Source organism: Agromyces arachidis, from assembly GCF_052805135.1.
The window spans coordinates 325,689-350,267 of record NZ_JBRBDK010000003.1 but is presented as its reverse complement, the minus strand read 5'-3'; the positions used below and the strand labels follow the sequence as shown (position 1 = coordinate 350,267).

General features: G+C 73.2%; 24 protein-coding genes. 9 read left to right on the top strand and 15 right to left on the bottom strand.

Features of this window, described 5'->3' with window-relative positions:
* Positions 1–2: 2 nt before the first annotated feature.
* The 5 genes from ACUY4T_RS06610 to ACUY4T_RS06590 all read right to left on the bottom strand — a co-directional run bounded on the left by ACUY4T_RS06610 (position 3) and on the right by ACUY4T_RS06590 (position 3,368).
* Positions 3–698, bottom strand: a complete 696-nt coding sequence (locus ACUY4T_RS06610; protein WP_446018117.1) for a glycosyltransferase family 2 protein — start codon at positions 696–698, stop codon at positions 3–5.
* Complete coding sequence (locus ACUY4T_RS06605; RefSeq protein WP_446018116.1) at positions 695–1,762, bottom strand: NAD-dependent epimerase/dehydratase family protein; 1,068 nt, start codon at positions 1,760–1,762, stop codon at positions 695–697. Before ACUY4T_RS06605 ends, ACUY4T_RS06610 begins: the two co-directional genes overlap by 4 nt.
* Positions 1,759–2,550 (bottom strand): MTAP family purine nucleoside phosphorylase, encoded by a 792-nt coding sequence (locus tag ACUY4T_RS06600; protein ID WP_446018115.1) that lies wholly within the window; start codon positions 2,548–2,550, stop codon positions 1,759–1,761. The genes ACUY4T_RS06605 and ACUY4T_RS06600 overlap by 4 nt, the downstream gene beginning before the upstream one ends.
* A 124-nt stretch (positions 2,551–2,674) precedes the next feature.
* On the bottom strand, positions 2,675–3,148 hold the full coding sequence (locus ACUY4T_RS06595) for a hypothetical protein (protein WP_446018114.1): 474 nt from the start codon (positions 3,146–3,148) through the stop codon (positions 2,675–2,677).
* Entirely contained in the window at positions 3,123–3,368 is a 246-nt protein-coding gene (locus ACUY4T_RS06590; protein ID WP_446018113.1) for a hypervirulence associated TUDOR domain-containing protein, read from the bottom strand. The genes ACUY4T_RS06595 and ACUY4T_RS06590 overlap by 26 nt, the downstream gene beginning before the upstream one ends.
* A 167-nt stretch (positions 3,369–3,535) precedes the next feature.
* On the opposite strand from ACUY4T_RS06590, the gene ACUY4T_RS06585 reads away from it, so the two are divergent.
* The gene (locus ACUY4T_RS06585) at positions 3,536–4,321 is read left to right on the top strand and encodes an SDR family NAD(P)-dependent oxidoreductase (protein WP_446018112.1); all 786 of its coding nucleotides are present in this window, start codon (positions 3,536–3,538) and stop codon (positions 4,319–4,321) included.
* A gap of 6 nt (positions 4,322–4,327) precedes the next feature.
* On the opposite strand, the gene ACUY4T_RS06580 is transcribed toward ACUY4T_RS06585, so the two are convergent.
* The gene (locus tag ACUY4T_RS06580) at positions 4,328–5,098 is read right to left on the bottom strand and encodes a polyprenol monophosphomannose synthase (protein ID WP_446018111.1); all 771 of its coding nucleotides are present in this window, start codon (positions 5,096–5,098) and stop codon (positions 4,328–4,330) included.
* A 211-nt stretch (positions 5,099–5,309) separates the two neighbouring features.
* Between ACUY4T_RS06580 and ACUY4T_RS06575 the strand changes: the two genes are divergently transcribed.
* On the top strand, positions 5,310–6,140 hold the full coding sequence (locus ACUY4T_RS06575) for an alpha/beta fold hydrolase (RefSeq protein ID WP_446018110.1): 831 nt from the start codon (positions 5,310–5,312) through the stop codon (positions 6,138–6,140).
* Positions 6,141–6,152: 12 nt separating this feature from the next.
* Here ACUY4T_RS06575 and ACUY4T_RS06570 read toward each other — a convergent pair whose 3' ends face one another.
* Together ACUY4T_RS06570 and ddaH are read right to left on the bottom strand one after the other, a co-directional pair.
* Positions 6,153–6,722, bottom strand: coding sequence for a Rho termination factor N-terminal domain-containing protein (locus ACUY4T_RS06570; RefSeq protein ID WP_446018109.1), 570 nt, complete (start codon positions 6,720–6,722; stop codon positions 6,153–6,155).
* Positions 6,723–6,879: 157 nt separating this feature from the next.
* Positions 6,880–7,743: a dimethylargininase gene (gene ddaH / locus ACUY4T_RS06565; RefSeq protein WP_446018108.1), complete on the bottom strand. Its 864-nt coding sequence runs from the start codon at positions 7,741–7,743 to the stop codon at positions 6,880–6,882.
* Between the two features lie 381 nt (positions 7,744–8,124).
* On the opposite strand from ddaH, the gene ACUY4T_RS06560 reads away from it, so the two are divergent.
* Positions 8,125–8,859, top strand: coding sequence for a hypothetical protein (locus ACUY4T_RS06560; protein WP_446018106.1), 735 nt, complete (start codon positions 8,125–8,127; stop codon positions 8,857–8,859).
* 75 nt (positions 8,860–8,934) lie between these two features.
* Positions 8,935–9,702: a hypothetical protein gene (locus ACUY4T_RS06555; protein WP_446018105.1), complete on the top strand. Its 768-nt coding sequence runs from the start codon at positions 8,935–8,937 to the stop codon at positions 9,700–9,702.
* Between the two features lie 36 nt (positions 9,703–9,738).
* Here the strand turns inward: ACUY4T_RS06555 and ACUY4T_RS06550 are convergent, their stop codons facing one another.
* On the bottom strand, positions 9,739–10,578 hold the full coding sequence (locus ACUY4T_RS06550; RefSeq protein ID WP_446018104.1) for an LLM class F420-dependent oxidoreductase: 840 nt from the start codon (positions 10,576–10,578) through the stop codon (positions 9,739–9,741).
* Positions 10,579–10,771: 193 nt separating this feature from the next.
* Between ACUY4T_RS06550 and ACUY4T_RS06545 the strand changes: the two genes are divergently transcribed.
* Together ACUY4T_RS06545 and ACUY4T_RS06540 are read left to right on the top strand one after the other, a co-directional pair.
* Positions 10,772–11,209, top strand: coding sequence for an Lrp/AsnC family transcriptional regulator (locus ACUY4T_RS06545; RefSeq protein WP_446018103.1), 438 nt, complete (start codon positions 10,772–10,774; stop codon positions 11,207–11,209).
* A 39-nt stretch (positions 11,210–11,248) separates the two neighbouring features.
* Positions 11,249–11,611 (top strand): GntR family transcriptional regulator, encoded by a 363-nt coding sequence (locus tag ACUY4T_RS06540; protein ID WP_446018102.1) that lies wholly within the window; start codon positions 11,249–11,251, stop codon positions 11,609–11,611.
* A gap of 168 nt (positions 11,612–11,779) precedes the next feature.
* On the opposite strand, the gene rimK is transcribed toward ACUY4T_RS06540, so the two are convergent.
* The gene (rimK, locus tag ACUY4T_RS06535) at positions 11,780–12,988 is read right to left on the bottom strand and encodes a 30S ribosomal protein S6--L-glutamate ligase (RefSeq protein ID WP_446018101.1); all 1,209 of its coding nucleotides are present in this window, start codon (positions 12,986–12,988) and stop codon (positions 11,780–11,782) included.
* 24 nt (positions 12,989–13,012) lie between these two features.
* Between rimK and ACUY4T_RS06530 the strand changes: the two genes are divergently transcribed.
* Entirely contained in the window at positions 13,013–13,495 is a 483-nt protein-coding gene (locus ACUY4T_RS06530) for an ATP-dependent zinc protease family protein (RefSeq protein ID WP_446018100.1), read from the top strand.
* Positions 13,496–13,501: 6 nt separating this feature from the next.
* Here ACUY4T_RS06530 and ACUY4T_RS06525 read toward each other — a convergent pair whose 3' ends face one another.
* The 5 genes from ACUY4T_RS06525 to ACUY4T_RS06505 form a co-directional block, all read right to left on the bottom strand.
* Complete coding sequence (locus tag ACUY4T_RS06525) at positions 13,502–13,729, bottom strand: RNA-binding S4 domain-containing protein (RefSeq protein WP_446018099.1); 228 nt, start codon at positions 13,727–13,729, stop codon at positions 13,502–13,504.
* 81 nt (positions 13,730–13,810) lie between these two features.
* Entirely contained in the window at positions 13,811–14,767 is a 957-nt protein-coding gene (locus ACUY4T_RS06520; RefSeq protein ID WP_446018098.1) for a 1-phosphofructokinase family hexose kinase, read from the bottom strand.
* A 2-nt stretch (positions 14,768–14,769) separates the two neighbouring features.
* On the bottom strand, positions 14,770–16,005 hold the full coding sequence (locus ACUY4T_RS06515) for an arginine deiminase (protein ID WP_446018097.1): 1,236 nt from the start codon (positions 16,003–16,005) through the stop codon (positions 14,770–14,772).
* 36 nt (positions 16,006–16,041) lie between these two features.
* Complete coding sequence (locus tag ACUY4T_RS06510; protein WP_446018096.1) at positions 16,042–17,502, bottom strand: basic amino acid/polyamine antiporter; 1,461 nt, start codon at positions 17,500–17,502, stop codon at positions 16,042–16,044.
* 205 nt (positions 17,503–17,707) lie between these two features.
* Positions 17,708–21,322 (bottom strand): proline dehydrogenase family protein, encoded by a 3,615-nt coding sequence (locus tag ACUY4T_RS06505; RefSeq protein WP_446018095.1) that lies wholly within the window; start codon positions 21,320–21,322, stop codon positions 17,708–17,710.
* 195 nt (positions 21,323–21,517) lie between these two features.
* On the opposite strand from ACUY4T_RS06505, the gene ACUY4T_RS06500 reads away from it, so the two are divergent.
* Both ACUY4T_RS06500 and ACUY4T_RS06495 read left to right on the top strand, forming a co-directional pair.
* A complete protein-coding gene (locus ACUY4T_RS06500; protein ID WP_446018094.1) occupies positions 21,518–22,597 on the top strand; it encodes a LysR family transcriptional regulator in 1,080 nt (359 codons plus the stop codon).
* 165 nt (positions 22,598–22,762) lie between these two features.
* On the top strand, positions 22,763–24,553 hold the full coding sequence (locus ACUY4T_RS06495) for a phytoene desaturase family protein (protein WP_446018093.1): 1,791 nt from the start codon (positions 22,763–22,765) through the stop codon (positions 24,551–24,553).
* The last annotated feature ends 26 nt before the right edge of the window (positions 24,554–24,579 follow it).

Here is a 24,579-nt window from a genome sequence, read left to right as displayed (position 1 = left end):
GGTCACGGTCGCACCTCGGCGAAGATCCGCGACATGTCGGCGACCGCCGTGACGGTGCCGCGCACGGTCCCGGTGACCTTCGACCGGCCCTCGCGCGGACGGTAGGCGACGTCGAGCTCGCGGATGCGCCATCCGTTCGCCGCGGCGCGCAGCACCATCTCGAGCGGGAAGCCGCTGCGGCGGTCGCGGATCGCGAGCGCCCGCAGCGGCTCGGTGCGTGCGACGCGCATCGGTCCGAGGTCGTGCAGTCGGATGCCGGTGCGACGGGTCATGCGCGCGGCGAGCGCACGGTTGGCGATGCGCGCGTGGACGGGCCACGCCGACCCGCTCGTGGGTCGGCGGCGGCCGAGCACGAGGTCGGCCTCGCCGCGGTCGACGACGCCGACCAGGCCGGGCAGTTCGGCCGGATCGAGCGACGCGTCCGCATCGCAGAACGCGACGAGCGGCGCGTCGGCGGCCTCGAGGCCCGCGTTGGCCGCGGCCCCGAACCCCCGGCGGGGCTCGGTCACGACCGTCGCGCCGTGCTCGCGGGCCACCTCGGCGGACCGATCCCTGGAGCCGTTGTCCACGACGATGGCGCGTACGCCCGCGGGGAGCCGGCCGAGCACCCACGGCAGGGCGCGCTCCTCGTCGAGGCAGGGCAGGACGAGGTCGACCAGGACGTCGTGGGGGCCCGCGCCCGACGGTGCGGCGGTCATCGCGGCCTCCCCGTCGGCGGTGCCGCGGCGAACTCGGCGAACTCGGCGAGACCGGCGTCGAGCGTCACGCGCGGCATCCACCCCAGCTCGGCGCGAATCCGATCGGATGACGCGGTGATGTGCCGTACGTCGCCGAGCCGGTACTGCCCGGTCACGACCGGATCGGGGCCGCCCATCGCGCGGGCGAGCCCCCGTGCGATCCCGCCGACCGTCGTGACGACGCCCGAGCCGACGTTGAAGGCCCTCGCGGTGCCGGCCGGCAGCCGGCCGAGCCCGTCGGCCGCCGCGAGGTTCGCGCTCGCGACATCCGTGACGTGCACGAAGTCGCGGCGCTGCTCGCCGTCCTCGAACACGCGTGGCGCCTCGCCTCGGGCGAGCGACGAGCGGAAGATCGCGGCGACCCCGGCGTACGGGGTGTCGCGCGGCATCTCCGGGCCGTAGACGTTGTGGTAGCGCAGCATGGCCGCCCGGCCGCCCGTCGAGCGCGCCCAGGTCGTCGCGAGGTGCTCCTGCGCGAGCTTGGTGAGCGCGTACACGTTGCGAGGGTCGAGGGCGTCGTCCTCATGGACCAGGTCGGGCGCGAGCGGCTGCCCGGTCTCGGGGTCGCGCGGCTCGAACCGCCCCGCGTCGAGGTCGGCGGTCATGCGAGGCGCCGGTCGCCGGCGCCGCCCGGCCGCGTCGCGGTAGGCGCCCTCGCCGTAGACCACCATCGACGACGCGAGGACCAGGCCGCGCGTGCCCGCCCGGGCCATCGCCGCCACGAGCTCCGCCGTGCCGAGCACGTTGGCGCCGGCGTAGTCGGGCGCGTCCTGCAGGTCGACGCCGAGACCGACCTTCGCCGCCTGATGGCACACGACGTCGACCCCGGCGAGCGCGCGGTCGAGCACCTCGGGATCGCGGACGTCTCCGTGCACGAAGTCGACGCCCTCCGGCGGGCGGACGGATGCCGCGTGCACGTCGGGTCTCAGCGAGTCGAGCACCCGCACGTCGGCGCCCCGCTCGACCGCGAGCCGCACGATCGCGCCGCCGATGAATCCGGCGCCGCCGGTCACGAGCAGCATCATCCCTCCACCGGGAGCGCGAGCACGTGCTCGATCGCCTCGGCGTCGACGAGCGGCCGCGGTTCGTAGTCGCCCGGGATCGCGGCGACGATGCGCTCGAGCGACGCGAGCACCCGTGGCCGGGCCTCGGCGAGGCGGCGGAACACGAGCTCGGCGGTGACCGCATCCGGGTCGTCCTCGACGTGCCCGGTGTCGGTGTCGGTGACGAGGCAGAGCGTGGCGGTGCCCATCCCCAACTCGGCCGCGAGGGCGACCTCGGGGCACAGGGTCATGTTGACGAGGTCGGCCCCGGCGTCGCGGAGCACCGCCGCCTCGGCGCGCGTGGAGAACCTGGGCCCCTGGATCACCGCCACCGTCGCGCGCGGCGCGGCATCCGTCACCGCCTCGATCGCGACCCGGCGCAGCTCGGGGCAGAACGGCTCGGCGAACGGCAGGTGGCGGACGACCGACCCGTCGTAGAAGGTGTCGGCGCGGCCCCACGTCCGGTCGAGGAGCTGGTCGGGAACCGCCCACGACTGCGGCCCGAGTTCGGCGCGCAGCGACCCCACTGCCGCGGTCGACACGATCGCACGCACGCCGAGCCGGGCGAGCGCCCACGCGTTCGCGCGGGCGTTGATCCGGTGCGGCGGGATCGTGTGCCCGTCGCCGTGGCGGGCGAGGAACACGACCTCGCGGCCGGCCAGCCGCCCGATCGTGACGCTCGCCGGACCGAACGGCGTGCCGACCTCGCGACGCTCGCCGTCGACCAGCGCGGCGAGCCCGGTGCCGCCGATGACGCCCACCCTGTCCATGGCTCAACCCTGCCCGTCCCCGCCGTGCCGGATCGCGGAGGATCCTTACGATCCGGTGACGCGCGACCCGCGTCCGCGGCGTCGCTGGGGCCGTCGTCCCCGCGTGGGCCCGACACGGCGCATGTCAGGCTCGCTTCATCCGGCGGACGCGCGCCTTCGCGGTCTTCCGCGCCTGCTTCTGGTCGCCCGGCGTGGTGATCGACGAGAACAGCGTGCGGATGCCGCTGAAGATCGCCATCCGCGACGAGCCCTTGACCTGGGCGCGCTGCTTCTTGATCGTGCCCGACTTCGAGCCCTTCTTCGGCGACCCGGTCGCCGGCGTCCGTCCGCCGGCCGTCCCGTAGCGGACCGACACGCGCTCGAGACGCGATGACGATCGGCGCGCGGCGCGCTTGGCCGCATACGGCCGGTCGGATGCCGCGCGCTTGACGTCAGCGATCCGCGCCTGCTCGGTCTTCGCCGCAGCCTTCACCCTCGACTTCGCCGGCTCCGGCAACGAGGACGCCAGCTTGGCCGTCTCCTTGCCGGCCTTCTCGGCCTCCTTCACCGCGCGCTTGGCGGCGCGACGGGCATCACGGTCGGCGGTGGTCTTCGCCATATCGGCCCTCCTCTACTTCTTCAGCACCCCGCAGCGCGGACCCCTTGTGGGCGGCCCTCGCGCCGGTCTTCTCGCTCTCGACGATGAACGCCGGGTCGTCTTCGCTCGCGGTGAACCGCTGGCCCTCGAACGTGAAGTCCTTCGTCTTCCGCTCCACGACCTTGCCCCGGGTCCGGCCCTGGGACGTCGCCCAGCTGACGCGATCGTGCACTGCGACCATCGGACCGCCCCCCCCCTGGCGCCATCGACGGCGGCACGGACGGCCGCCTCGGTCGCGAGCGTACGCCGCGGGGCATCCGCGCCCAACCCCTTGACGGATGCCGCGGCGCGACGCCGGTCCCGACGCGGCGCGTTCCATCGACGCGACCGCACCCCTACGATGACGCCATGGATCTGCCTGCCATGTGGAGCCTCGAGGGACGCGTCGCCATCGTCAGCGGCGCCGGCAGCCCGCAGGGCATCGGGTTCGCCGCGGCCCGCGCGCTCGGACGGCTCGGCGCTGGCATCGTGCTGACCGCGACGAGCGCCCGGGTGCTCGACCGGGCCGAGGAGCTGCGCCGCGAGGGCATCACCGCGAGCGGCCACATGGCGCGGCTCGACGTCGAGGAGCAGGTCGGCGACCTCGCGGCGAACCTCGCCGCCACCGGCATCCGCCCCACGATCGTGGTGAACAACGCCGGGATGATCGCGACCGGCGACCCCGAGATGCTGCACGGCGACGGCACGATGAGCCTCGCGGACTGGAACGCGGGCCTCGCGATGAACCTCACCACGGCGTTCCTGCTCACGCGGGCGATGCTCCCGGGCATGCGCGAGCTCGGCTGGGGTCGCGTCGTCTGCGTGTCGAGCGTGTCGGGACCGCTCATGGCGTCGAAGGGCGACGTCGGCTACGCCACGGCGAAGGCCGGCATGCTCGGGTACGTGCGCGCGCTCGCGGTCGACGAGGCGCTCTCGGGCATCACGGCCAACGCGGTCGCGCCCGGGTGGATCGCCACCGCGAGCCAGCTGCCGAGCGAGGCCGAGGAGGGCATGCTGGTCCCCGCGGCGCGAAGCGGACGCCCCGACGAGGTCGCGTCGGCGATCGCGTGGCTCGCGAGCCCCGGCGCCTCGTACGTCACCGGGCAGCTGATCACCGTCGACGGCGGGAACACGGTCGCCGAGGAACGGCGCTGATCGGCGTCAGCCGGCGCGGCTCGGTGACCGCGACGGGCGTGCATCGCGCCCGAACCGCAGCGCGAGCCCCCACCGCGTCACGCGCAGCATCGCCTCGACGACGATGTCGAGGCTCATCTTCGACCGGCCCCGCTCCCGCTCGACGAACGTGATCGGGACCTCCACGATGCGCAGTCCCGCGAGCGCGGCGTGCCAGGTCATGTCGACCTGGAAGACGTAGCCGCGCGTGTGCACCTGCTCGAGGTGGAGGGCGCGCAGGGCATCGGCGCGGAAGACCCGGTACCCGGCCGTGGCATCCCGCACCGGCAGCCGCAGCATCCGTCGCGAATAGGCGCTGCCCGCCCGCGACAGCCAGATGCGGCGCGTCGGCCAGTTCACCACCGCTCCCCCCGGAACCCAGCGCGAGCCGATCACGACGTCGGCGGGCCGGCCCGCGGCATCCGTCGACTCGAGGCCCGCGAGCAGCTGCGGCAACTGCTCGGGCAGGTGGGAGCCGTCGGCGTCGAGCTGCACCACCGGGTCGAAGCCGTGCTCCAGCGCCCAGTCGAACGCCGCCAGGTAGGCCGCTCCCAGCCCCGCCTTGCCGGCCCGGTGCAGCACGTGGACCGCGTCGTCGGCTCGGGCCAGTTCGTCGGCGAGGTCGCCGGTGCCGTCGGGCGAGTTGTCGTCGACGACGAGCACGGATGCCTCCGCGACGGCCGAGCGGACGCGCGTCACGATCTCCGCGAGGTTGTCGCGCTCGTTGTAGGTGGGGATCACCACCAGCGGCCCGGTCATGCGCTGCTCCTCAGGTCGCGACGGCACGTGGGGAATCGTACCCGTGGTCGGGCTCCGGGCCGAATGCGGGTCGCGGATGACGGCGGAGCGGGTCCCCCTCATGCACGTACCACGACAGAGCCGGAACGGCGCCCGATTCCGCCGACCCTTGCCGTGCGGTCCGCCGGGTGGTGGACTTGCGCGACACGTCACGAGCGATCAGGGGGAACGCATGCCGTACGTCGAAGTGGGAACCGAGAATTCCGCGCCGATCGAGCTCTACTACGAGGACCACGGCGAGGGACGGCCGGTGGTGCTGATCCACGGGTACCCGCTCGACGGGCAGTCGTGGGAGCGGCAGCAGCGCGCACTCCTGTCGTCGCGCCACCGCGTCATCACCTACGACCGGCGCGGCTTCGGCCGGTCGAGCAAGCCGACCACGGGCTACGACTACGACACCTTCGCAGCCGACCTGGCGCGCCTGCTGGAAGCGCTCGACCTGCGGCACGTCGCACTGGTCGGCTTCTCGATGGGCACCGGCGAGGTCGCCCGGTACCTCGGCGCGTACGGCAGCGACCGGGTCGCCAAGGCGGCGTTCCTCGGGTCGGTGCCGCCGTACCTGCGGAAGACCGACGACAACCCGGCGGGGGCGGCGCCCGACTTCGATGGGCTGCGAGCGCAGGCCGAGGAGGACCGGTTCGCCTGGTTCGACGCGTTCTTCGAGAACTTCTACAACCTCGACGAGAACCTCGGCACGCGCATCTCCGAGGCCGCCGTGCGGGGCAGCTGGAACACGGCGGCCCAGGCGTCGTGGTACGCGGCCGCCGCCTGCGTCGACACGTGGCTCACCGACTTCCGCGGCGACGTGGACCGCATCGACGTGCCCTCGCTGATCCTGCACGGCACGGCCGATCGCATCCTCCCCATCGACCCGACGGCCCGCGAGCTGGCGAAGCGGCTGCCCGACGCGCAGTACGTCGAGATCGAGGGCGCCCCGCACGGGCTGCTCTGGACGCACGCCGACCAGGTGAACGCGGCGCTGCTGACGTTCCTCGCGTCGTGACGCCGGCGCGGGTCAGTCGCCGAGCGCCGCGATGAGCTGCGCCTTCGGCATGCGCGAGTAGCCGGTCACGCCGCGCTCCTTCGCGATGGCGCGCAGTTCGGCCACGGTCTTCTTCGCGAGGTCGTCGGCGGATGCCGCAGCGGCGGGCTTCTTCGCCGTGGCGGGCTTCTTCGCCGTGGCGGGCTTCTTCGCCGTGGGCGTCTTCGCCGTGGGCGTCTTCGCGGCGGGTGCCGGGGCCGCGGGTTCGACCGTCGGCGACGGGACCGCGGCGGGCTCCGTCACGGGCTTCGCCGCCGCCGCACGCGCCGCCTCGGTCGCCGCCTCCGGGGTGGTGTCGGCGGGCTCGGACCGGCGGGCTCCGCCGCCGGTCGCGCCGCGCTTGCGCAGCTTCTCGAGGCTCTGCTCGAGTTCGCGCGCCTTGGCACGCGTCGCCGCATCGGCCTTCTTCGCGAGCCGGACCGCCTCGGCGACCGCCGCCCTCGCGGCGTCGAGCGCCTTCGCCGCCGCCTTGCGGTCCTTCGCGGCCGTGTCGTCCTTCGTCGTGGGAGCGGCGTCCGTCTTCCGGGACGTCTTGCTGGCCATCGTCGCACCTCCGGTCATCGCGGGCCCTGGTCTCGGGGCATCGTAGCGCGACGGCCGGGACCGGCCCGGATCCGGGTCGCCGGAGACGACGAGGGGCGGTGCCGCACGCCCTCGGCGCGGCATCCGCCCCTCGTCGGTCAGCGCCCGGTCGCGCGGGTCAACGACGCAGCTCGAGCGTGCAGCACTTCACGCCGCCCCCGCCGAGGAGGAGCTCGGACAGGTCGACGCCGATCGGGTGGTAGCCGGCGTCGCGCAGCTGCTGCTCGAAGCCCTTCGCGCGGGCCGCGATCACGACGTTGCGGCCGTCGCTGAAGGAGTTCAGCCCGAGCACCGCCGCGTCCTCCTCCGAGACGAGGATCGCGTCGGGGTAGCGCTCGCGGAGCACCTCGAGCGAGGGCTCGTCGAACGCGCTCGGAAGGTAGGCGATGTGCTCCTGGCCGGGGCGGGAGTCGAGCACGGCGATGGCCGTGTCGAGGTGGTAGAAGCTCGGGTTCACGAGGTTCAGCGTGACGACCTCGCGTCCGGTGATGCGCCGCAGCTCGTCGTGGCTCGACGTGTCGCTGCGGAACCCCGTGCCGGCGAGGATCACGTCGCCGACGAGGAGGAAGTCGCCCTCGCCCTCGTTCACCTCGGCCGGCTCGCGCACGTCGAAGCCGGCGCTGCGGAACCACTCCATGTACGCGGGCCCCTCGGCCGCGCGCTGCTCGTGGGTGAACCGGGCGCCGTAGGCGATGCCGTCGATCACCGTGCCGCCGTTGGCCGCGTAGACCATGTCGGGCAGGCCCTCGACGGGGTCGATGAGGTCGACCTCGAAGCCCAGGTCGACGTACGTGTCGTGCAGCACCTGCCACTGCCGGACGGCCAGGGCCGTGTCGGTCGGCTTCGCGGGGTCCATCCACGGGTTGATCTGGTACACCACGTCGAAGTGCTCGGGGCGGCACATGAGCACGGACTTCTTCGAGGCCGTGCGCTCGCCGGCGCCGGGTCGGGTCTCGGTCTCGGTCTCGATCACAGTCGACATCTCACTCCTGTTCGGATGCTGGTGAGCCGAGCGCTGCGGCGCGCCACGGTGCCCGGCCGGTGGGTGTCGGCGGACCAGGTCGCTCTCTCGAGCCCCGACGTGGTGCGATCGCCCGCACCGTCGCCGAGACGCCGATACCAGTGTGGCCCGGATGCCGCGCGGGTTTGCGTCTCGCGGCACAGGTTGCGTGCGCGTCGAGGGCCTCGACGCAACGATTCCGCCCGACGAGCGGGTGCTCTCGCACGTTTCCGCAGGTGGCCCGGCGAAACCGCACTCGCGCGTCGCGCGTGCCGGCGGCGCACTGCTCCGGGTCACATCCGATTCCCAACGTCCGGGCGCATCCTGTTGCGGTCGGCTCGACCGACACGACGACGGAGCGGCATGAACACTCACGACGAGGTCGACGACGCGATCGAGGAACGCACGGCGCGGCTGCAGCGGATCGCCTACGGCGCGGACGCCTCCGAGGCGGAGCGCGCCGAGGCGGCGGCCCAGCTCGCAGCACTGCGCGGTCGGCCCGACGCGGTCGGCGCCGGGCCGGTGGAGCGGGCCGCCGCGCCGAGACCCGCCGACGAGCCCGGCACTCCGGACGAGGAGCACGATCACCGCCGCGTCGGCACGGAGCGGCGCCGGATCGGCGTGCGGCCGGGAACGCGCCGGACGCTCGCCTTCTCGTCGGCGGCGCTCGGCATCGGAGTGGTGATCGGACTGTGGGTCGGCACCGGCGTCGGCCCCTCGGCAACCGACGGCGGCGACGTGCCGGTCGCGGAGACCGTCGCGTGGGAGGTCTTCGAACGCCCGGCGACCGACGGCGACGTCGCGCAGCATCCGGGCCCGCTCGTCGACCTCGGCACCGACGACTCGACCCGTCGCCTGCTCCTCACCCGATCCGACGGCGTGCGCCTGATCGCCGTGCGGACCACCGACGGGGAGAACGCCTGCCTCATCCTCGCGCTGCCCGTGGGCCGGCCCGCCACGGCGTGCACGGAGGACGGGCGCTTCCCGCTCGAGGGCATCCGGGCGGAGATCTCCGTCCAGGGTGTGGGCGTGTACCTCGCCGGCTGGCGGCCGGACGGCCAGGCGGACATCAACACGGCCGACGCGCCGACCGGCTAGCCGATCACACCGCATTCCCAAGGTGCCGTCGCATGCTGGAGTGGCCGGCCCGCCCGGCAGGACGACGGAGTTCGGATGCCCGACCACCACGACGACCTCGACGAGCGCATCGCGCGGCTGCAGCGCGCCTCGTACGGTGCGGACGCGTCCGACGCGGAGCGCGCCGCCGCGCGTGCGGAGCTGGCGGCGCTGCACGACGACGCGAGCGACGCATCCGGACCGCGGCCTGCAGGCGACCCCGGAGCCGGGGCCGGGACCGCGCCGGCGATGCCGGAGGACCGGATGTCGCCGGACGCCTCGGAGCCGCCGACGACCGCGGCCACGGCGGGGACGCACGGGTCGGACCCGACGCGGACGCGCAACCGCGGCCGCCGCGGCGCCCGAACGGTGATCGTGTCGGTGCTCGCCGCGCTCCTCGTGGGCGCGGGGACGGGCTGGGCGCTCGGCAGCGCATCCGAGCCCTCGGTCGGGGCGGGCGACGACGCACCCGTCGAGTGGACCCGCGCCTGGCAGGTCTTCGACCGACGCGTCGGCGACGGCGACCTCGTGCGCCATCCCCCGCCGGAGGAGTCGGTCGAACTCGACGAGTCGAGTCGCCGACTGCTCGTCACCCGTTCGGACGGGGTGCGGCTCGTCGCCGCCCGGACCGCCGACGGCGGGAACGCCTGCCTGATCCTCGTCCTCCCGGTCGGCCGCCCCGGCGTGGCCTGCACCGAGCTGGGCAGGTTCCCCGCCGACGGCCTGCGCGCCGAGGTCTCGGCCGAGGCCGTCGGCGACTACGTCGCGATCTGGTACGCGGACGGCCGGGTGACGGTCAACGCCGCCGCGGTGCCATCCGGTTGAGGTCGAGGTTCGCGCCCCGGGCTTCGACCGGCGCGACTACGCCGCGTCGACCCCGGCATCCGCGGCGTCGTTCCGCCGGTCGCGCCACTCGAGCCAATGGCGCACGGCGGAGTCGTCGTAGTGCGGTCCCGAGATCCCGAGCGTGAACAGCCGCACACCCGCGTCGTAGAGGGCGTCCGCGTAGTCGTCGTCCAGGCTGCGCCGGGGCAGTTCGTTCGAGACCGTCAGGCCCGACACGTCGCGACCGACGCGCTCCCCCCATCGCTCGAGCACGTCCAGCTTGTGCGCGAGCTCGGCGGGCGGCACGAACGAGTGCCAGATGTCGGCGTGCTCGGCCACGAGGCGCAGGGTCTTCCGCTCGCCCTTGCCGCCGATCATGATCGGGATGTCGCGGGTGGGCGCGGGGTTCAACTTCGCCCAGCGGGCCTTGACCCGCGGCAGCGCATCGGCGAGGTCGTCGAGGCGCGAGCCGACCGTGCCGAACTCGTAGCCGTACTCGTCGTAGTCGCGCTCGAACCAGCCGGAGCCCGTGCCGAAGATGAACCGGCCGGTGTCGCCGCCCTTCGCGCTGATGTGGTCGAGCGTGCGAGCCATGTCGGCCTGCAGGTCGGCGTTGCGGTACGAGTTGCAGTTCACGAGCGTGCCGAACTCGACGCGCTCGGTCTGCTCCGCCCACGCCCCGAGCATCGTCCACGCCTCGAAGTGCAGGCCGTCGCGGTCGCCCGACAGCGGGAAGAAGTGGTCCCAGTTGAAGATCACGTCGACGCCGAGGTCCTCCATCCGGAGCACGGCGTCGCGCACCTGCGCGTACGTGGCGTGCTGCGGCTGGAGCTGGATGCCGAGGCGTGCGGGTGCGTTCGAGGCGTTCGGGGTCATGGTTCCGACCCTAGGCGCCGCACCGAGGGGGCGCACCGGTGTCAGCCGAGGGCGAACGCATGGCGCCTGCGTGCGCCGCATGATCGGGCGCCCGTTCGCGCGAAAGTGGGTGGCCATCACGAAACCGCAACGGCACGCACGAAAGCGGCGTCCGACGGTATCGCCACGCAACGGACCGCCGTACACTCGGCCCATGGACAACCTCGACCGCGCCATCCTCGACCTGCTGCGCCAGAACGCCCGGGCCGGGTACGGCGACATCGGGTCCTCGGTCGGCCTGTCCGCCTCCGCCGTGAAGCGGCGCGTCGACAAGCTCGTCGCCGACGGGGTCATCAAGGCGTTCACCATCCAGGTCGACCCCGCGGTCGACGGCATGAGCACCGAGGCGTACGTCGAACTGTTCTGCCGCGGCACCGTCGCCCCCGACGAACTGCAGCGGATCCTCCAGCAGGTGCCCGAGATCGTCTACGCCGGCACGGTGACCGGCAGCGCCGACGCGATCGTGCACATGCGCGCCCGCGACATCACCTCGCTCGAGGACGCGCTCGAGCGGGTGCGCATCGCGCCCAACGTCGACCACACGCGGAGCGCCATCGTGCTGTCGCGCCTCGTCAACCGCAACCGGGACTGAGCGCCGGAGCGACCGGCCCGCCCCGACCCAGGAGTCCCCATGCGATTCACCGTCGACGTCGACTCGCCCACTCCCCCGTACGAGCAGCTCCGCATGCAGGTCGTCGACGCCGTTCGCGACGGCCGGCTCGCGGCGGGCTCGAAGCTGCCGACCGTGCGAGGGCTCGCCGACGAGCTCGGCCTCGCGGCGAACACGGTCGCCCGCGCCTACCGCGAGCTCGAGGCCGACGGCGTCGTCGAGGGGCGCGGCCGTGCGGGGACGTTCGTCCGTGCGGCGGGCGATCCGGTCGAGCAGGCGCTGCAGGCCGCGGCATCCGCCTTCGCCGACGCCGCCGAGCGCCTGGGCGTGGCGACGGATGCCGCCGAGGCCGCCGTCGCTCGCGCCCTGCGCGCCCGGCGCTGACGCGCACCCCGCGCGTCTCCTCGCGCCCCGCGGCCCCTCGCGCCCTCGCCTCGCCCGCCCCGCGGGCCCTCGCCTCGCCTCGCCTCGACGGGAGGTTTCTGCGCGTGAGTGCGGATCGGAACCTCACTTCGGCGCACAAACCTCCCGTGGAGCGCGCGCGAGACGGCGTCAGACCGCCGGCGCCTCCTGCGGAGCGGGGATGGGCTCCTTCGGCAGGCGGCGCACCTTCGCCCGCCGGCGCCGGCGCTCGGGGATCATCGAGCGCATCTCCTCGAGCTTGCCGAAGCACAGCAGGCGGTCCTCGGCCTCGAGCACGACGCCCTTGCGCGGGTTCGGGATGACCGCGGTGCCGCGGTGCAGCGTGAGCACCGTGATGTCGCGGTCCCACAACCCCGAGTCGCCCAGGGTCTTGCCGACGAGATCGGCCGCGCCGTGCACGACGAGCTCGGCGACGCCGTAGCCGGTCGAGACGGTGAGCCGCTGGCGCACGTCGATCTCGGGGAACGCGACCTGGTTGCCGATGAAGTCGATGATTGCTCCCGCGACATCCAGCTTCGTCGCCGTCTCGATGCCCTGCAGGCCCGGCGACGAGTTCACCTCCATCACGAGCGGCCCCTCGTTGCCCTCGAGCATGTCGACGCCGGCGACCTTGAGGCCCATGATCTGCGCCGACCGCACGGCGGCCTGCTCGTACTCGGGCGTGAGCTCGACGGGCTCGACGCTGCCGCCGCGGTGCACGTTCGAACGGAACTCGTCGCCGCTCGCGACGCGCCGCATGGCCGCCACCACCCGGTCGCCGACGACGAGCGCGCGGATGTCGCGCCCGCGGCTCTCGGCGATGAACTTCTGGATGAGCACGTTCTGCTGCGTCGAGTGCAGCGTCTCGATGATCGCCTCGGCGACCTTGACGGTCGGGGCGAGGATGACGCCGATGCCCTGCGTTCCCTCGAGCAGCTTGATCACGACGGGCGCCCCGCCGACCGACTCGATCGCCGGGCGCAGGTCGGCACGGTTGCGCACGAACGTGGTGGCGGGCAGCGCGATGTTGTGGCGCGAGAGGATCTGGTTCGCGCGCAGCTTGTCGCGCGCGTTGGTGATGCCGTTCGCGGTGTTCGGCGTGTACACGTCCATCTGCTCGAACTGCCGCACGACCGCGGTGCCGAAGTAGGTGATCGAGTTGCCGATGCGCGGCAGGATCGCGTCGTAGTCCGAGAGCTGCCGGCCGCGGTACTGCAGGTCGGGTTCGGAGCCCGAGAGGTCGATGCCGAAGCGGAGGGTGTTCAGGACCTTGACGTCGTGGCCGCGCTGCTGCGCTGCAGCACGGAGACGCTGGGTCGAGTAGGCCTGGGGGGCACGCGACAGGATCGCGAGTTTCATGGGGGTCCCTGTCAAGATGAGTGGGTGACGGACGTGTCGACCCATTCAAACACCATCGCCGGATGGCGCGAATGGGTGCGCCTGCCCCAGGCCGACGTCGAGTGGTTGAAGGCCAAGCTCGACACGGGCGCCCGCTCGTCGGCGCTGCACGCCTTCGACGTCGAGGAGTTCGAGCGCGACGACGCCGCGTGGGTGCGCTTCGGCATCCACCCGTGGCAGGACACCGACGCGGACGCCACCACGATCGAGCTTCCCGTCCACGACCGGCGCATCGTGCGCAGCTCGACCGGCCACACGCAGGAACGGCTGGTGGTGCTGATGGAACTCGTGCTCCTCGGCCGCGCGATCACCGCCGAGGTGACGTTGACCAACCGCGACGAGATGGGCTTCCGCATGCTCATCGGGCGCGAGGCGCTCCGGAACGGGTTCCTCGTCGACGCCGGCCGCTCGTTCGTCGGCGGGCGGGCGCCCCGCGCCATCCGTCGCCGCAACCGCGGGCGAGACTGACGCGCCTCAGGGCGCGACGCGGACCCGACGCCCGTCGAAGCCGACGACGTCTCCGACCACCAGCTGCCGTCCGCGTCGACGGTCGACCTCGCCGTTCACCGTCACGGCGCCGTCGATGATGGCCTCCTTCACGTCCCCGCCGGAATCGAGGAGGCCGGCGAACTTCAGGAACTGGCCGAGGCGGATGCCCTCGCCGCCGATCCGGACGTCGTCGATCGGAGCCGGGTTCGTCATCCCCGAATGCTAGTGGACCGGGGCACGCGGGGGCGGGGCCGGGCCTCCCCGCTTCCGGAGTCCGCGCGCGATCGCGCGGCATCAGCCGGTCGACGATTCCGCCACGAGGGCGGCCTCGAGGCGCGCGACGTCCTCGATCCGGCACAGCTCGGTCGCGGGCTGCATCGCCGTCGCGCTGCCCGCGGCCACCGCGGTGCGGAACGCCTCGGCGAGGGTTCGGCCCTGCGCGAGCCGGAGCACCAGCGCCCCGAGGAACGCGTCGCCCGCGCCGACGGCGCTCGCCACCCGCACGCGCGGCGTCGGCAGGCGCAGCACCTCGTCGCGGGTGACCAGCACCGCGCCGCGACCGCCGAGGGTCAGGGCGACCACCTCGGCCCTCGCCGACGCGACGAGCACGCGGGCCGCCTCGATCAGCTCGGACTCGTCGAGTTCGCCGTCGGCGCCGACGAGCTCCGCGAGCTCGTCCCGGCTCGGCTTGATGAGGAAGACCCCGGCCTCGAGCGCTCGGTGCAGCGCCGGCCCCGAGGCGTCCACGACCAGCCGCACGTCGTGATCGGCCGAGATGCCGGCGAGCATGGCGTAGAAGTCGTCGGGCACGCCGGGCGGCAGGCTGCCGCTCGCGACGAGGAAGCCGCCGACCGGGAGCTCGTCGGCGATCACCGAGAGGCACGCGCGCCACTCGGGCTCGCGCATGGTCGGCCCCTGCAGCACGAACCGGTACTGCTCCCCCGTCGACAGCTCGTCGACGGTGAAGCTCTCGCGCGTGTTGCCCGCGATCGTGATGACCCGGGCGACGAGGCCGGCCTCCTCGATGAACCCGCGGTAGGCCTGCCCGGTCGGCCCGCCGAGCGGGTAGACCGCGATCGAGCTTCCGCCGAGGTTCCGGATGGCGCGGCTCACGTTGACGCCGCCCCCGCCCGGGTCGAACCGGCTCGGCCCGCACCGCAGCTTGTGCTCGGGCACGACCCGGTCGGCCGTGCTCGACACGTCGAGCGCGGGGTTCATCGTCAGCGTCACGATGGGTGCGTGCACGGCCATGGTCAGTAGTCCACGGCGTCGCGCGAGATCGGGCACGTCATGCAGTGCCCGCCGCCGCGACCCCGCCCCAGCTCCGCGCCGACGATCTCGATCACCTCGACGCCGGCGTTGCGCAGCAGCGCGTTCGTGTAGGTGTTGCGGTCGTAGGTGAACACCACGCCGGGCTCGATCGCGACGGCGTTGTTGCCGCTGTCCCACTGCTGGCGCTCGCCCGCGTACCATCCGCCGCCCGGCTCGACCGCTCGCAGCTTCGCCAGGCCGAGCGACTCCGCGACGACGTCGATGAACGAGCGGCGCTCCTCGGTGACCTCGATGCCGCCGTCGTCGGCGGGCCGCAGCGAGAAGGTGTGGATGCCGTCGACGATGTCGGGGTAGTACGTCACCACGTCGCGGTCGGCGAACGTGAACACCGTGTCGAGGTGCATGGCGGCGCGGAGCTTCGGCATCCCCGCCACGACCACCCGGTCCGCGGCGCCCCGCTCGAAGAGCCGGGATGCCACGGCCGTGATGGCCTGCCGGGAGGTGCGCTCGCTCATGCCGATGAGCACGACGCCGTTGCCGACCGGCATCACGTCGCCGCCCTCGAGCGTGGCCTGGCCCCAGTCCTGCTCCGGGTCGCCCCACCAGACGGTGCTGCTCGTGAAGTCGGGGTGGAACTCGTAGATGGCCTTCATCAGCATGGTCTCGGCGTGCCTGGCCGGCCAGTAGAGCGGGTTGAGGGTGAGGCCGCCGTAGATCCAGCAGGTCGTGTCGCGCGTGTAGATCGTGTTTGGCAGCGGCGGCATGAGGTACTCGGTCAGGCCCGCCGACTCGCGCACGAGCGCGACCTCCGCCGCGCGGAACTCGGCCGGCAGGTCGCGAGTCGACAACCCGCCGATGAGGTACTCCGTGAGTGCCGCGTGGTCGAGCGAGTCGAGGAACGCGCGCGTGTCGGCGACGAGCCCGGTGCCGACCTCGTTCGCGACGATCTTGCGGTCGAGCAGCCAGTCGCGCGCCCCGGGGACCGCCAGGGTCTCGGCGAGCAGGTCGTGGAGCTCGACCACCTCGACGTCGCGGTCGCGCATGCGCTGCACGAAGTCGGCGTGGTCGCGCTGGGCGTTCTGCACCCAGAGCACGTCGTCGAACAGCAGCTCGTCGCTGTTGCTCGGCGTCAGCCGTTCGTGGCCGAGGCCCGGCCGGCAGACGAGCACCTTGTGCAGCCGCCCGACCTCCGAATGGACCCCGTAGGGGTTCGACATGACGTGCTCCCTTCTGCGCCGCGGCGCCGAGGACGATCAGAGTCGGACGACCCCGGTGACGAGCAGGGCGACGCCGATCACGGCGAACACCACGATGGCGATGAAGACCACGAGACCGGCGGGGGTGAAGACCCGGGCCTGCTGCTGCCGCCGGGCGACGACGTAGAGCGCGGTCGCGGGTGCGAGCAGGATGCACGCGAGGAACAGGAAGACGAATCCCGCCGCCCAGATCAGGAACAGCGTGTACGCGGTCGAGATCACCGCGATCACGAGCTCGCGCGTGCGGCGCCCCGGCGCGACGTCCGCGTACCCGTCCCGTTGCACGGCGATCTTCACCGCGTACGCGCTCGCCAGCGCGTACGGCGTGAGCGAGAGCGCCGCCGTGAGGTCGAGCGTGAAGTCGAGCGCATCGCTCACGAACTGGACGAGGAAGAGGATGACGGTGACGAGGATCGACGTCCACAGCACGGCGCGCTCCGGGACCTCCCGGGCGTTCAGGTGCGCGAAGTACCGCGGCAGGTCGCGGTCCTTCGCGGCCGCGAACACGACGTCCGCCGCCAGCAGCTGCCAGGCCAGGTAGGCGCCGAGCACCGAGATGATGAGCCCGATGCGGACGAAGGCGCCGCCCCACGGGCCGACGGCCGCCTCGAGCACGCCGCCCGCCGACGGCTGCGGCAGCTCCGCGATCTCGGCCTGCGGCAGGATGCCGTACGACAGGATCGACACCGACGCGAACAGCGCGAGCACCGAGAGGAACCCCAGCACGGTCGCCCGCCCGACATCCGAGCGCTTCCTCGCGTAGCGCGAGTACACGCTCGCGCCCTCGATGCCGAGGAAGACGAACACCGTGATGAGCATCGTGCCCTGCACCTGCGTGAAGAGCGCCTCGCCGCCCGCCGGCCCGGCATCGCCCGACAGGTTGCCGACGAAGACGTCCCAGTCGAAGAAGAAGATCACGAGCACGAGGAACAGCGCGAGCGGCACGAGCTTCGCGACCGTGACGATGAAGTTGATCGCGGCGGCCTCGCGCACTCCCTGGCGGATCAGCAGGTAGACGCCCCAGACCGCGGCGACCGAGATGAGGAACGCCGGCCACGTGTCGCCCTCGCCGAGCACCGGACTCAGGTCGGGGAAGAGCTGCGAGAGCGTCGTCATGATGAGCACCCAGTAGAACGCGTTGCCCGCGCACGCCGACGCCCAGTAGCCCACCGCCGACAGGAAGCCGGGGTACACCCCGAAGCCCGCGCGCGCGTAGACGTACACCCCGTTGTCGAGCTGCGGCTTGCGCATCGCGAGCGTCTGGAACACGAGCGCCAGCGTGAGCATGCCGAGCCCGGCGATGGTCCAGGCGATGAGGGCGCCGGAGACCCCGGTCTCGCTCGCGAAGCGCGCCGGGAGCTGGAACACGCCCGCGCCCACCATCGAGCCGACGACCATCGCGGTCAGCGCGGGGAGGCTCAGCTTCGAGGTCGCCGGCGCCTCGGCCGTCGATGCCATCAAGGCCCCCTCCCCCGTTCGATCCGCCATCGGGCGGATGGTTCAGGACGCGGCGTCGCAACCTGCTCCGTGTCTAGCGCAGCGTTCCCGCGCGCACAAGGTCGCGGGCAGCGGATGCCGCCGGCCGGCCGCGGCACGCCGGGCATGGCGAGGGGGCGGCCGCGTCACGCGACCGCCCCCTCGTGGCATCCGTTCGGGAGCGCCCCTAGATCACGTCGTCGGAGATCGTCGTCGGGTTGCCGAAGCGGTGGTTGGTGATCGACACCGCCTGCTCGTGCAGGAACGGCAGCAACTCGACGCGGCCCGACGGGGTGACCGGGTGCGACCACACCGCGAGGTCGGGCGTGCCATCCGTCGCCTCGGCGAGCGCCGTCGCCGAGCCGCCGACGAGGCGGACGCGACCGGTGACCTCGCCGCGACGCGCGCGGTCGAGCCAGCCGGCGTCGCCCTCCCGGATGACGCGGATGTCTCGGGCCGCGAGCAGCGCGCGGACGCCCTTGGGCAGCTCGTGCGCGGTCGAGACGGTGAGCGGCGACTTCGCGAGGAGGCCCGCGGCGATGGTGCGGAGCCCGTCGGCGAGGGTGGCGTCCTCGCTGATGCGGACCGTGACGGGCAGCGGCAGGTAGCGGAACAGGTTCCGCTCGACGCCCACGCCCGACACGTCCTTGACGGTGCCGTACTCCTCGGCCCAGGCCACCTCGTCGGAGAGCGCGCCGCGGCGCAGCACCTCGTACGACTCGTAGTCGAGCGACGACTGCGACGCCTCGATGAGCTCGATCACGCGCTTCTCCAGCCCGCGGAGGTGCAGCGACCGGCTGCCGTCGCCGTGGTCGGGCTCCCAGTCGCCGAGGCCGAACAGGTAGTTCGGGCCGCCGGCCTTGGCGCCCGCACCGACCGACGAGCGCTTCCAGCCGCCGAAGGGCTGTCGCTGCACGATGGCGCCGGTGATGCCGCGGTTCACGTAGAGGTTGCCGGCCTCGACGTTCGCGAGCCACGTGGCGAGCTCGTCGGAGTCGAGCGAGTGCAGGCCCGCGGTCAGGCCGAAGTCGACCGCGTTCTGGAAGCGGATCGCCTCGTCGAGGTCCTTCGCGTGCATGATGCCGAGCACGGGGCCGAAGAACTCGGTGAGGTGGAAGTACGAGCCGGGCTTCACGTTCCCGCGGATGCCGGGCGACCACAGGCGGCCGGTGCCGTCGAGCTGCCGCGGCTCGACGAGCCATTCCTCGTCGGCGCCGAGCGTGGTGAGCGCGTGCAGCAGCTTGCCGTTCGCGGGCTCGACGATCGGGCCCATCTGGCTCGCCGGGTGCTCGGGCCAGCCGACGCGGAGGCTCGTCGCGGCATCCACCAGCTGGCGGCGGAACCGCTCCGACTTCGCGACGGAGCCGACGAGGATCACGAGCGACGCCGCCGAGCACTTCTGGCCGGCGTGCCCGAAGGCGCTCTTCACGACGTCGGATGCCGCGAGGTCGAGGTCGGCCGACGGCGTGACGATGATCGCGTTCTTGCCACTCGTCTCGGCGAGGAGGGGCAGGTCCTTCCGGAACGAGCGGAACAGCTCGGCCGTCTCGTAGGCGCCGGTGAGGATGACGCGGTCGACCTTCTCGTCGGAGACGAGCTTGGTGCCGAGCTCGCGCGAGCCGAGGTCGACGAGCGCGAGCAGGTCCTTCGGGATGCCGGCCTCCCAGAGCGCCTCGACCATGATCGCGCCCGAGCGCTGCGAGAGCTTCGCGGGCTTGATGATCACGCCCGAGCCCGCGGCGAGCGCGGCGAGCACGCCGCCCGCCGGGATCGCGACGGGGAAGTTCCACGGCGGGGTGACCACGGTGAGCTTCGACGGCACGAAGCGGGCGCCCTGCACGCGGTCGAGCTCGCGGGCGCGCTCGGCGTAGTAGTGCGCGAAGTCGATCGCCTCGGAGATCTCGGGGTCGGCCTCGGCGATGGTCTTGCCGGTCTCGGCCGCCATCACCTCGATGAGCCGGTCGCGGTTCGCGGCGAGCGCGAGGCCGGCGCGGTGCAGCACGGCGGCCCGCTCCTCGCCCGGCATCCGGCCCCACTCGGCGCCGTTCGCGGCGACCGTGGACATGAGCTGCTCGAGCTCCTCGGCCGTCTCGATACGGTGGTCCGCCAGGGTGTCGATGCCGAGCGTCGAGGTCGGCACGCGCTCGAGGATGCGGCGGCCCCACTCGCGGTTGGCTGCGAGGGCGGGATCGGTGTCGGGCTCGTTGCGGAAGCCGGGCGTGACCCCGGGGCCGCTGAGGGCGTCCACCTCGTCGGCGTAGCCGAGCACCGGCTCACCGTCGGAGCCTCGCGTGATGCCGAGCACGACGCTCGTGAGCGAACCCTCGTGCTGGTCGCCGGGTGCCGGCGCCGCGACGGGCAGGCCGAGCTCGGCGGCATCCTTCTCGTCCCATTCGGTGCGGCGGTTCTGGGTGCGGTTCGGCTGCGGGGCAGGGCCCTCGGGGTCCTCGCCGCGGAGCGCGTCGAGCGATCGCAGGTAGCGGTCGCGCTCGCGCTCGAAGAGGGCGCGGTTCTCCGAGAGCTCGAACACGGCCGACATGAAGTTGTCCTGGCTCGCGTTCTCCTCGAGACGGCGGATGAGGTACGCGATCGCGACGTCGAACTCGCTCGGGTTCACGACGGGCGTGTAGAGGAGCAGCCGACCCACGTCGCCCCGGACCGCCGCGGCCTGCCCGGTGGCCATGCCGAGCAGCATCTCGAACTCGACGCCGTGCTCGACGCCGCGCTCCTTGGCGGTGAGCCACGCGTGGGCGACGTCGAACAGGTTGTGGCCGGCGACGCCGAGCCTGACCGCGTCGATGCGCTCGGGCGTCATCGACCAGTGCAGCACCCGCTTGTAGTTCGTGTCGGAGTCCTGCTTCGTCGAGTACGTCGCGACGGGCCAATCGTGCACCGCCGCGTCGACGTGCTCCATGGCGAGGTTCGCCCCCTTCACGACGCGCACCTTGATGGGCGCGCCGCCCGCGGCGCGGCGCGCCTGCGCCCACGCGGTGAGGTCCTGCATCGCGCCGAGCGCATCGGGCAGGTAGGTCTGCAGCACGATGCCCGCCTCGAGACCCTGCAGCTGGGGCTGCTCGAGCACCTTCTTGAAGACCGCGATGGTGAGGTCGAGGTCGCGGTACTCCTCCATGTCGAGGTTGATGAACTTGGGCGTGGGGCTCTTCGCCGCCAGCTCGTAGAGCGGCGTGAGCTTCGTCACGACCTTCTCGACGGCCTCGTCGAACGACCACATGGAGAGCTGGCTGACGACGCTCGACACCTTGATCGAGACGTAGTCGACGTCGCTGCGCGCGAGGAAGTCGTACGTGCCCTGCAGGCGGCGGTCGGCCTCGTGCTCGCCGAGCACCGCCTCGCCGAGCAGGTTGAGGTTCAGGCGGTTGCCGGTCTCGCGGAGCGTCTGGATCGCCGGGCCGAGCTTGGTCGGGGTGGCGTCGAGCACGAGGTGGCCGACCATGGCGCGCAGGACCCGGCGCGCGATCGGGATGACGATCCACGGGAACGTCGGCGCCATCGCCCCGCCCAGGCGGATCGCGGCCTTGAGGTGAGCCGGCAGGAACTTCGGGGTGAGCCGTGCGACCTGGGCGAGATTGCGACCGGCGACGCCGAGGTCCTCCGGGCGCATGACGCCGTCGACGAACCCGACGGTGAACGCGAGGCCCTTCGGATCCTTGAGCACGCCGGCCAGGCGCTGGGCGGCCGGGTCGACCGGGTGCTCGGTGCTCTCGGCGAGCCAGCGCTCGACGAGGGCGACGACGTGGTCGGTGCTCGGAACGACGTCCGCGAGCGTGTTCTGGGTGGTCACGACGGCGATGTCCTTTGTCTCGGAGGGCGCCCGGGGGTGGTGCACGCCCGGCACTCCCAGTCTGCGCCCGTTGCATCCGTTCGGTACAGCGAACGAATCCGATGCATACTGTTCATGTTTCCCGAACGTTCGAGGTCTCGACATCCGGCACGCCGAACGTACTCCGACGGATGGCGCACGAGGAGGTGCCACGCGATGCTCGATGTCCGCCGCCTGCGCCTCCTGGTCGAGCTCAGCCGGCGCGGCACGCTCGTCGCCGTCGCGGAGGCGCTCGCCTACAGCCCGTCGTCGGTGTCCCAGCAGCTCAGCCAGCTCGAGAAGGAGGCCGGCGTCCCCCTGCTGGTGCAGGTCGGCCGGCGCGTGCAGCTCACGCCGCAGGCCGAACTGCTCGTCGGGCACGCGCAGGCGGTGCTCGAACGGCTCGAAGAGGCCGAAGCGGATGTCGCGCGCTCGCTCACCACGGTCAGCGGCACGGTGCGCATCGCGGTGTTCCAGTCGGCGGCGCACGCCGTCGTGCCGCAGGCGCTCACGCTGCTGGCCGCCGAGCACCCCGACCTCCGCGTCGAGATCACCGAGCGCGAGCCGGAGCTCGCCCTGTTCGACGTCGCCGCGCGCGACTTCGACCTCGTCGTCGCCGAGCAGTACCCCGGTACGACCCGCCCGCTGCACCCCGAGCTCGACCGGGTGCCGCTCGCCCGCGACGCGATCCGGCTCGCGCTGCCGCCGCACCCGTCGGCGCGGCGACGCGGGGTCCGCCGTCTCGACCCGGCCGCCGCTCCCGTCGACGTCGCGGCGCCCCCCGGCCCGGCACCCGCGGACCCGCCCACCCCCGGCGGCATCCGCGCGGCCGAGGACCACGCCGCACTCGCCGGGAACGGCGGCGGGCTGCCGCGCGGTGCGTCCGCCGACCAGCTGCGCGGGGCGTCCTCGCTGCCCTGGGTGATGGAACCGCGGGGCACCGCCGCCCGCCGCTTCGCCGAACAGCTCTGCCGCGACGCGGGGTTCGAACCCGACGTGCGGTTCGAGACGGCCGACCTGATGGCCCACATCCGGCTGATCCGCTCGGGCATCGCCGTGGGACTGCTGCCCGACCTCGTCTGGGCGGGTGAGCCGCCGAGCGTGCACCTCGCGCCGCTGCCGGGCGACCCGGAGCGCGAGGTCTTCTCGTCGACGCGGCGCGCATCCGCCCGGCGCCCCGCCGTCGTGGCGGCGCGCGACGCGCTCGCCCGGGCCGCGGCGCGCAGCGACCGTCCCGGCGCCCCCTCGCCCCCCTGACCCCCCACCTGCCCCCCCCCCCCCCCCCACCCATCTCGTGCAGAAATGGACGCTTCGCAGCCGCGGAGAGCCCCCTTTTCTGCACGAGATGGCGGTGGGGGGTGGGGCGGGACGGCGGCGGTGGCAGGGGGCCGGTGGCATGGGCTGGTCGTCTACGCTCGTGGGATGCCCGATGACGTGCCGAACGCCCCCGACTCCGCCGCCGCTCCCGGCCACGACGTCGTCATCGTCGGTGGCGGCCACAACGGGCTGACCGCCGCCGCCTACCTCGCCCGCGCCGGCCGACGCGTGCTGCTGCTCGAGCGCGACGACCACTTGGGCGGAGCGGCCGTCTCGGCGCAGGCGTTCGACGGCGTCGACGCGCACCTCAGCCGCTACTCGTACCTCGTGAGCCTGCTGCCGCAGCGCATCATCGACGACCTCGGGCTCGACATCCGACTCGTGCGGCGCCGCTTCTCGTCGTACACCCCCGACCCGCGCGACCCGGCACGCGGACTCCTCGTCGACGTCGAAGCGGATGCCGCGGCCGCCCGCGACGCCTTCGCCCGCATCGGCGCCGTCGACGACGCCGAGCCGTGGCAGGCGTTCTACGCCGACACCGCCCGCATCGCGGAGGCGCTCTTCCCCACCCTGACCGAGCCGCTGCCCACGCGGGACGAGGCCATGGCGCTGGTCGGCGACGAGCGGATCTGGCGCGAGTTCGTGGAGCAGCCGCTCGGCGAGACGATCGAGGCGCGGTTCGCCGACGACCTCGTCCGCGGCGTCATCGCGACCGACGGCCTCATCGGCACCTTCACCGACCTGCACGACGAGCAGCTCGATGCCAACCGGTGCTTCCTGTACCACGTGATCGGCGGCGGCACCGGCGACTGGGACGTGCCGGTCGGCGGCATGGGCGCCGTGACCGGCGAGCTCGCGCGGGCGGCGCGCGAGGCCGGCGCGACCCTGCGCACCGAGGCCGAGGTCACCGCGGTCGACCCGGACACGGGCGAGGTCCGCTGGCTCGAGGCGGGCGACGAGCGGATGGCGCGGGCACACGTCGTGCTCGCGAACGTCGCGCCGGTCGTGCTCGACCGGCTCCTCCCGCCATCCCCCGTCGAGAGCGCGACCGAAGGCGCACGCGGCGCCGGGGCCGGAAGCGAAGGCGATGCCCCGACCCGCGACGCCGACGCCGACGCCGACGCGGAGCCCGCACCCGCGGTCGCCCCGCGCGACGAGCCGCCGTTCCCCGACGAACCGGAGGTCCCGCTCGACGAGTACGCGCGCCGCCGCGTCGAACGGCTCGGCATCCCCGAGGGCGCCCAGGTGAAGGTCAACCTGCTGCTCTCGCGCCTCCCCCGGCTGCGGGACGACGCGGTCGCGCCCGAGCAGGCGTTCGCGGGCACGTTCCACATCAACGAGCTCGGCTCGCAGCTCGCCGAGGCCTACGCGAGCGCTTCCGGGGGCGTCCTTCCCGACCCGCTGCCCTGCGAGATCTACTGCCACACCCTGAGCGATCGCAGCATCCTCGGCCCCGAGCTCGCCGACTCGGACGCCCAGACGCTCACCGTGTTCGGCCTGCACGTGCCCGACCGGCTCGTCGACCGCTACGGCAACGACGAGCTGCGCGACCTGCTCCGCGACGCCGTGCTGGCCTCGCTCGATTCGGTGCTCGCCGAGCCCATCGCCGACGTGATCTCGACGGATGCCGCGGGCCGGCCCTGCATCGAGGTGAAGACCACCCGCGACCTCGAGGAGGCCCTCGGCATGCCCGGCGGCAACATCTTCCACGGGCCGCTGTCGTGGCCGTGGGCCGGGCCCGGCGACGAGCTCGCGAGCCCCGCCGCCCGGTGGGGCGTCGCGACCGCGCACCCCCGCGTGCTGCTCTGCGGTTCCGGTGCGGTGCGCGGCGGCGCGGTCAGCGGTATCGGCGGGCACAACGCCGCGATGGCCGTGCTCGAGGGCGACCTGCCGTAGTCGGCGGCGGGGTCGCCGGCCCGCGC

Coding starts and splice junctions, on each gene's coding strand:
- ACUY4T_RS06610 (WP_446018117.1), bottom strand. CDS start 698: ATGACCGCCGCACCGTCGGGCGCGGGCCCCCACGACGTCCTGGTCGAC.
- ACUY4T_RS06605 (WP_446018116.1), bottom strand. CDS start 1,762: ATGATGCTGCTCGTGACCGGCGGCGCCGGATTCATCGGCGGCGCGATC.
- ACUY4T_RS06600 (WP_446018115.1), bottom strand. CDS start 2,550: ATGGACAGGGTGGGCGTCATCGGCGGCACCGGGCTCGCCGCGCTGGTC.
- ACUY4T_RS06595 (WP_446018114.1), bottom strand. CDS start 3,148: ATGGCGAAGACCACCGCCGACCGTGATGCCCGTCGCGCCGCCAAGCGC.
- ACUY4T_RS06590 (WP_446018113.1), bottom strand. CDS start 3,368: ATGGTCGCAGTGCACGATCGCGTCAGCTGGGCGACGTCCCAGGGCCGG.
- ACUY4T_RS06585 (WP_446018112.1), top strand. CDS start 3,536: ATGGATCTGCCTGCCATGTGGAGCCTCGAGGGACGCGTCGCCATCGTC.
- ACUY4T_RS06580 (WP_446018111.1), bottom strand. CDS start 5,098: ATGACCGGGCCGCTGGTGGTGATCCCCACCTACAACGAGCGCGACAAC.
- ACUY4T_RS06575 (WP_446018110.1), top strand. CDS start 5,310: ATGCCGTACGTCGAAGTGGGAACCGAGAATTCCGCGCCGATCGAGCTC.
- ACUY4T_RS06570 (WP_446018109.1), bottom strand. CDS start 6,722: ATGGCCAGCAAGACGTCCCGGAAGACGGACGCCGCTCCCACGACGAAG.
- ddaH (WP_446018108.1), bottom strand. CDS start 7,743: ATGTCGACTGTGATCGAGACCGAGACCGAGACCCGACCCGGCGCCGGC.
- ACUY4T_RS06560 (WP_446018106.1), top strand. CDS start 8,125: ATGAACACTCACGACGAGGTCGACGACGCGATCGAGGAACGCACGGCG.
- ACUY4T_RS06555 (WP_446018105.1), top strand. CDS start 8,935: ATGCCCGACCACCACGACGACCTCGACGAGCGCATCGCGCGGCTGCAG.
- ACUY4T_RS06550 (WP_446018104.1), bottom strand. CDS start 10,578: ATGACCCCGAACGCCTCGAACGCACCCGCACGCCTCGGCATCCAGCTC.
- ACUY4T_RS06545 (WP_446018103.1), top strand. CDS start 10,772: ATGGACAACCTCGACCGCGCCATCCTCGACCTGCTGCGCCAGAACGCC.
- ACUY4T_RS06540 (WP_446018102.1), top strand. CDS start 11,249: ATGCGATTCACCGTCGACGTCGACTCGCCCACTCCCCCGTACGAGCAG.
- rimK (WP_446018101.1), bottom strand. CDS start 12,988: ATGAAACTCGCGATCCTGTCGCGTGCCCCCCAGGCCTACTCGACCCAG.
- ACUY4T_RS06525 (WP_446018099.1), bottom strand. CDS start 13,729: ATGACGAACCCGGCTCCGATCGACGACGTCCGGATCGGCGGCGAGGGC.
- ACUY4T_RS06520 (WP_446018098.1), bottom strand. CDS start 14,767: ATGGCCGTGCACGCACCCATCGTGACGCTGACGATGAACCCCGCGCTC.
- ACUY4T_RS06515 (WP_446018097.1), bottom strand. CDS start 16,005: ATGTCGAACCCCTACGGGGTCCATTCGGAGGTCGGGCGGCTGCACAAG.
- ACUY4T_RS06510 (WP_446018096.1), bottom strand. CDS start 17,502: ATGGCATCGACGGCCGAGGCGCCGGCGACCTCGAAGCTGAGCCTCCCC.
- ACUY4T_RS06500 (WP_446018094.1), top strand. CDS start 21,518: ATGCTCGATGTCCGCCGCCTGCGCCTCCTGGTCGAGCTCAGCCGGCGC.
- ACUY4T_RS06495 (WP_446018093.1), top strand. CDS start 22,763: ATGCCCGATGACGTGCCGAACGCCCCCGACTCCGCCGCCGCTCCCGGC.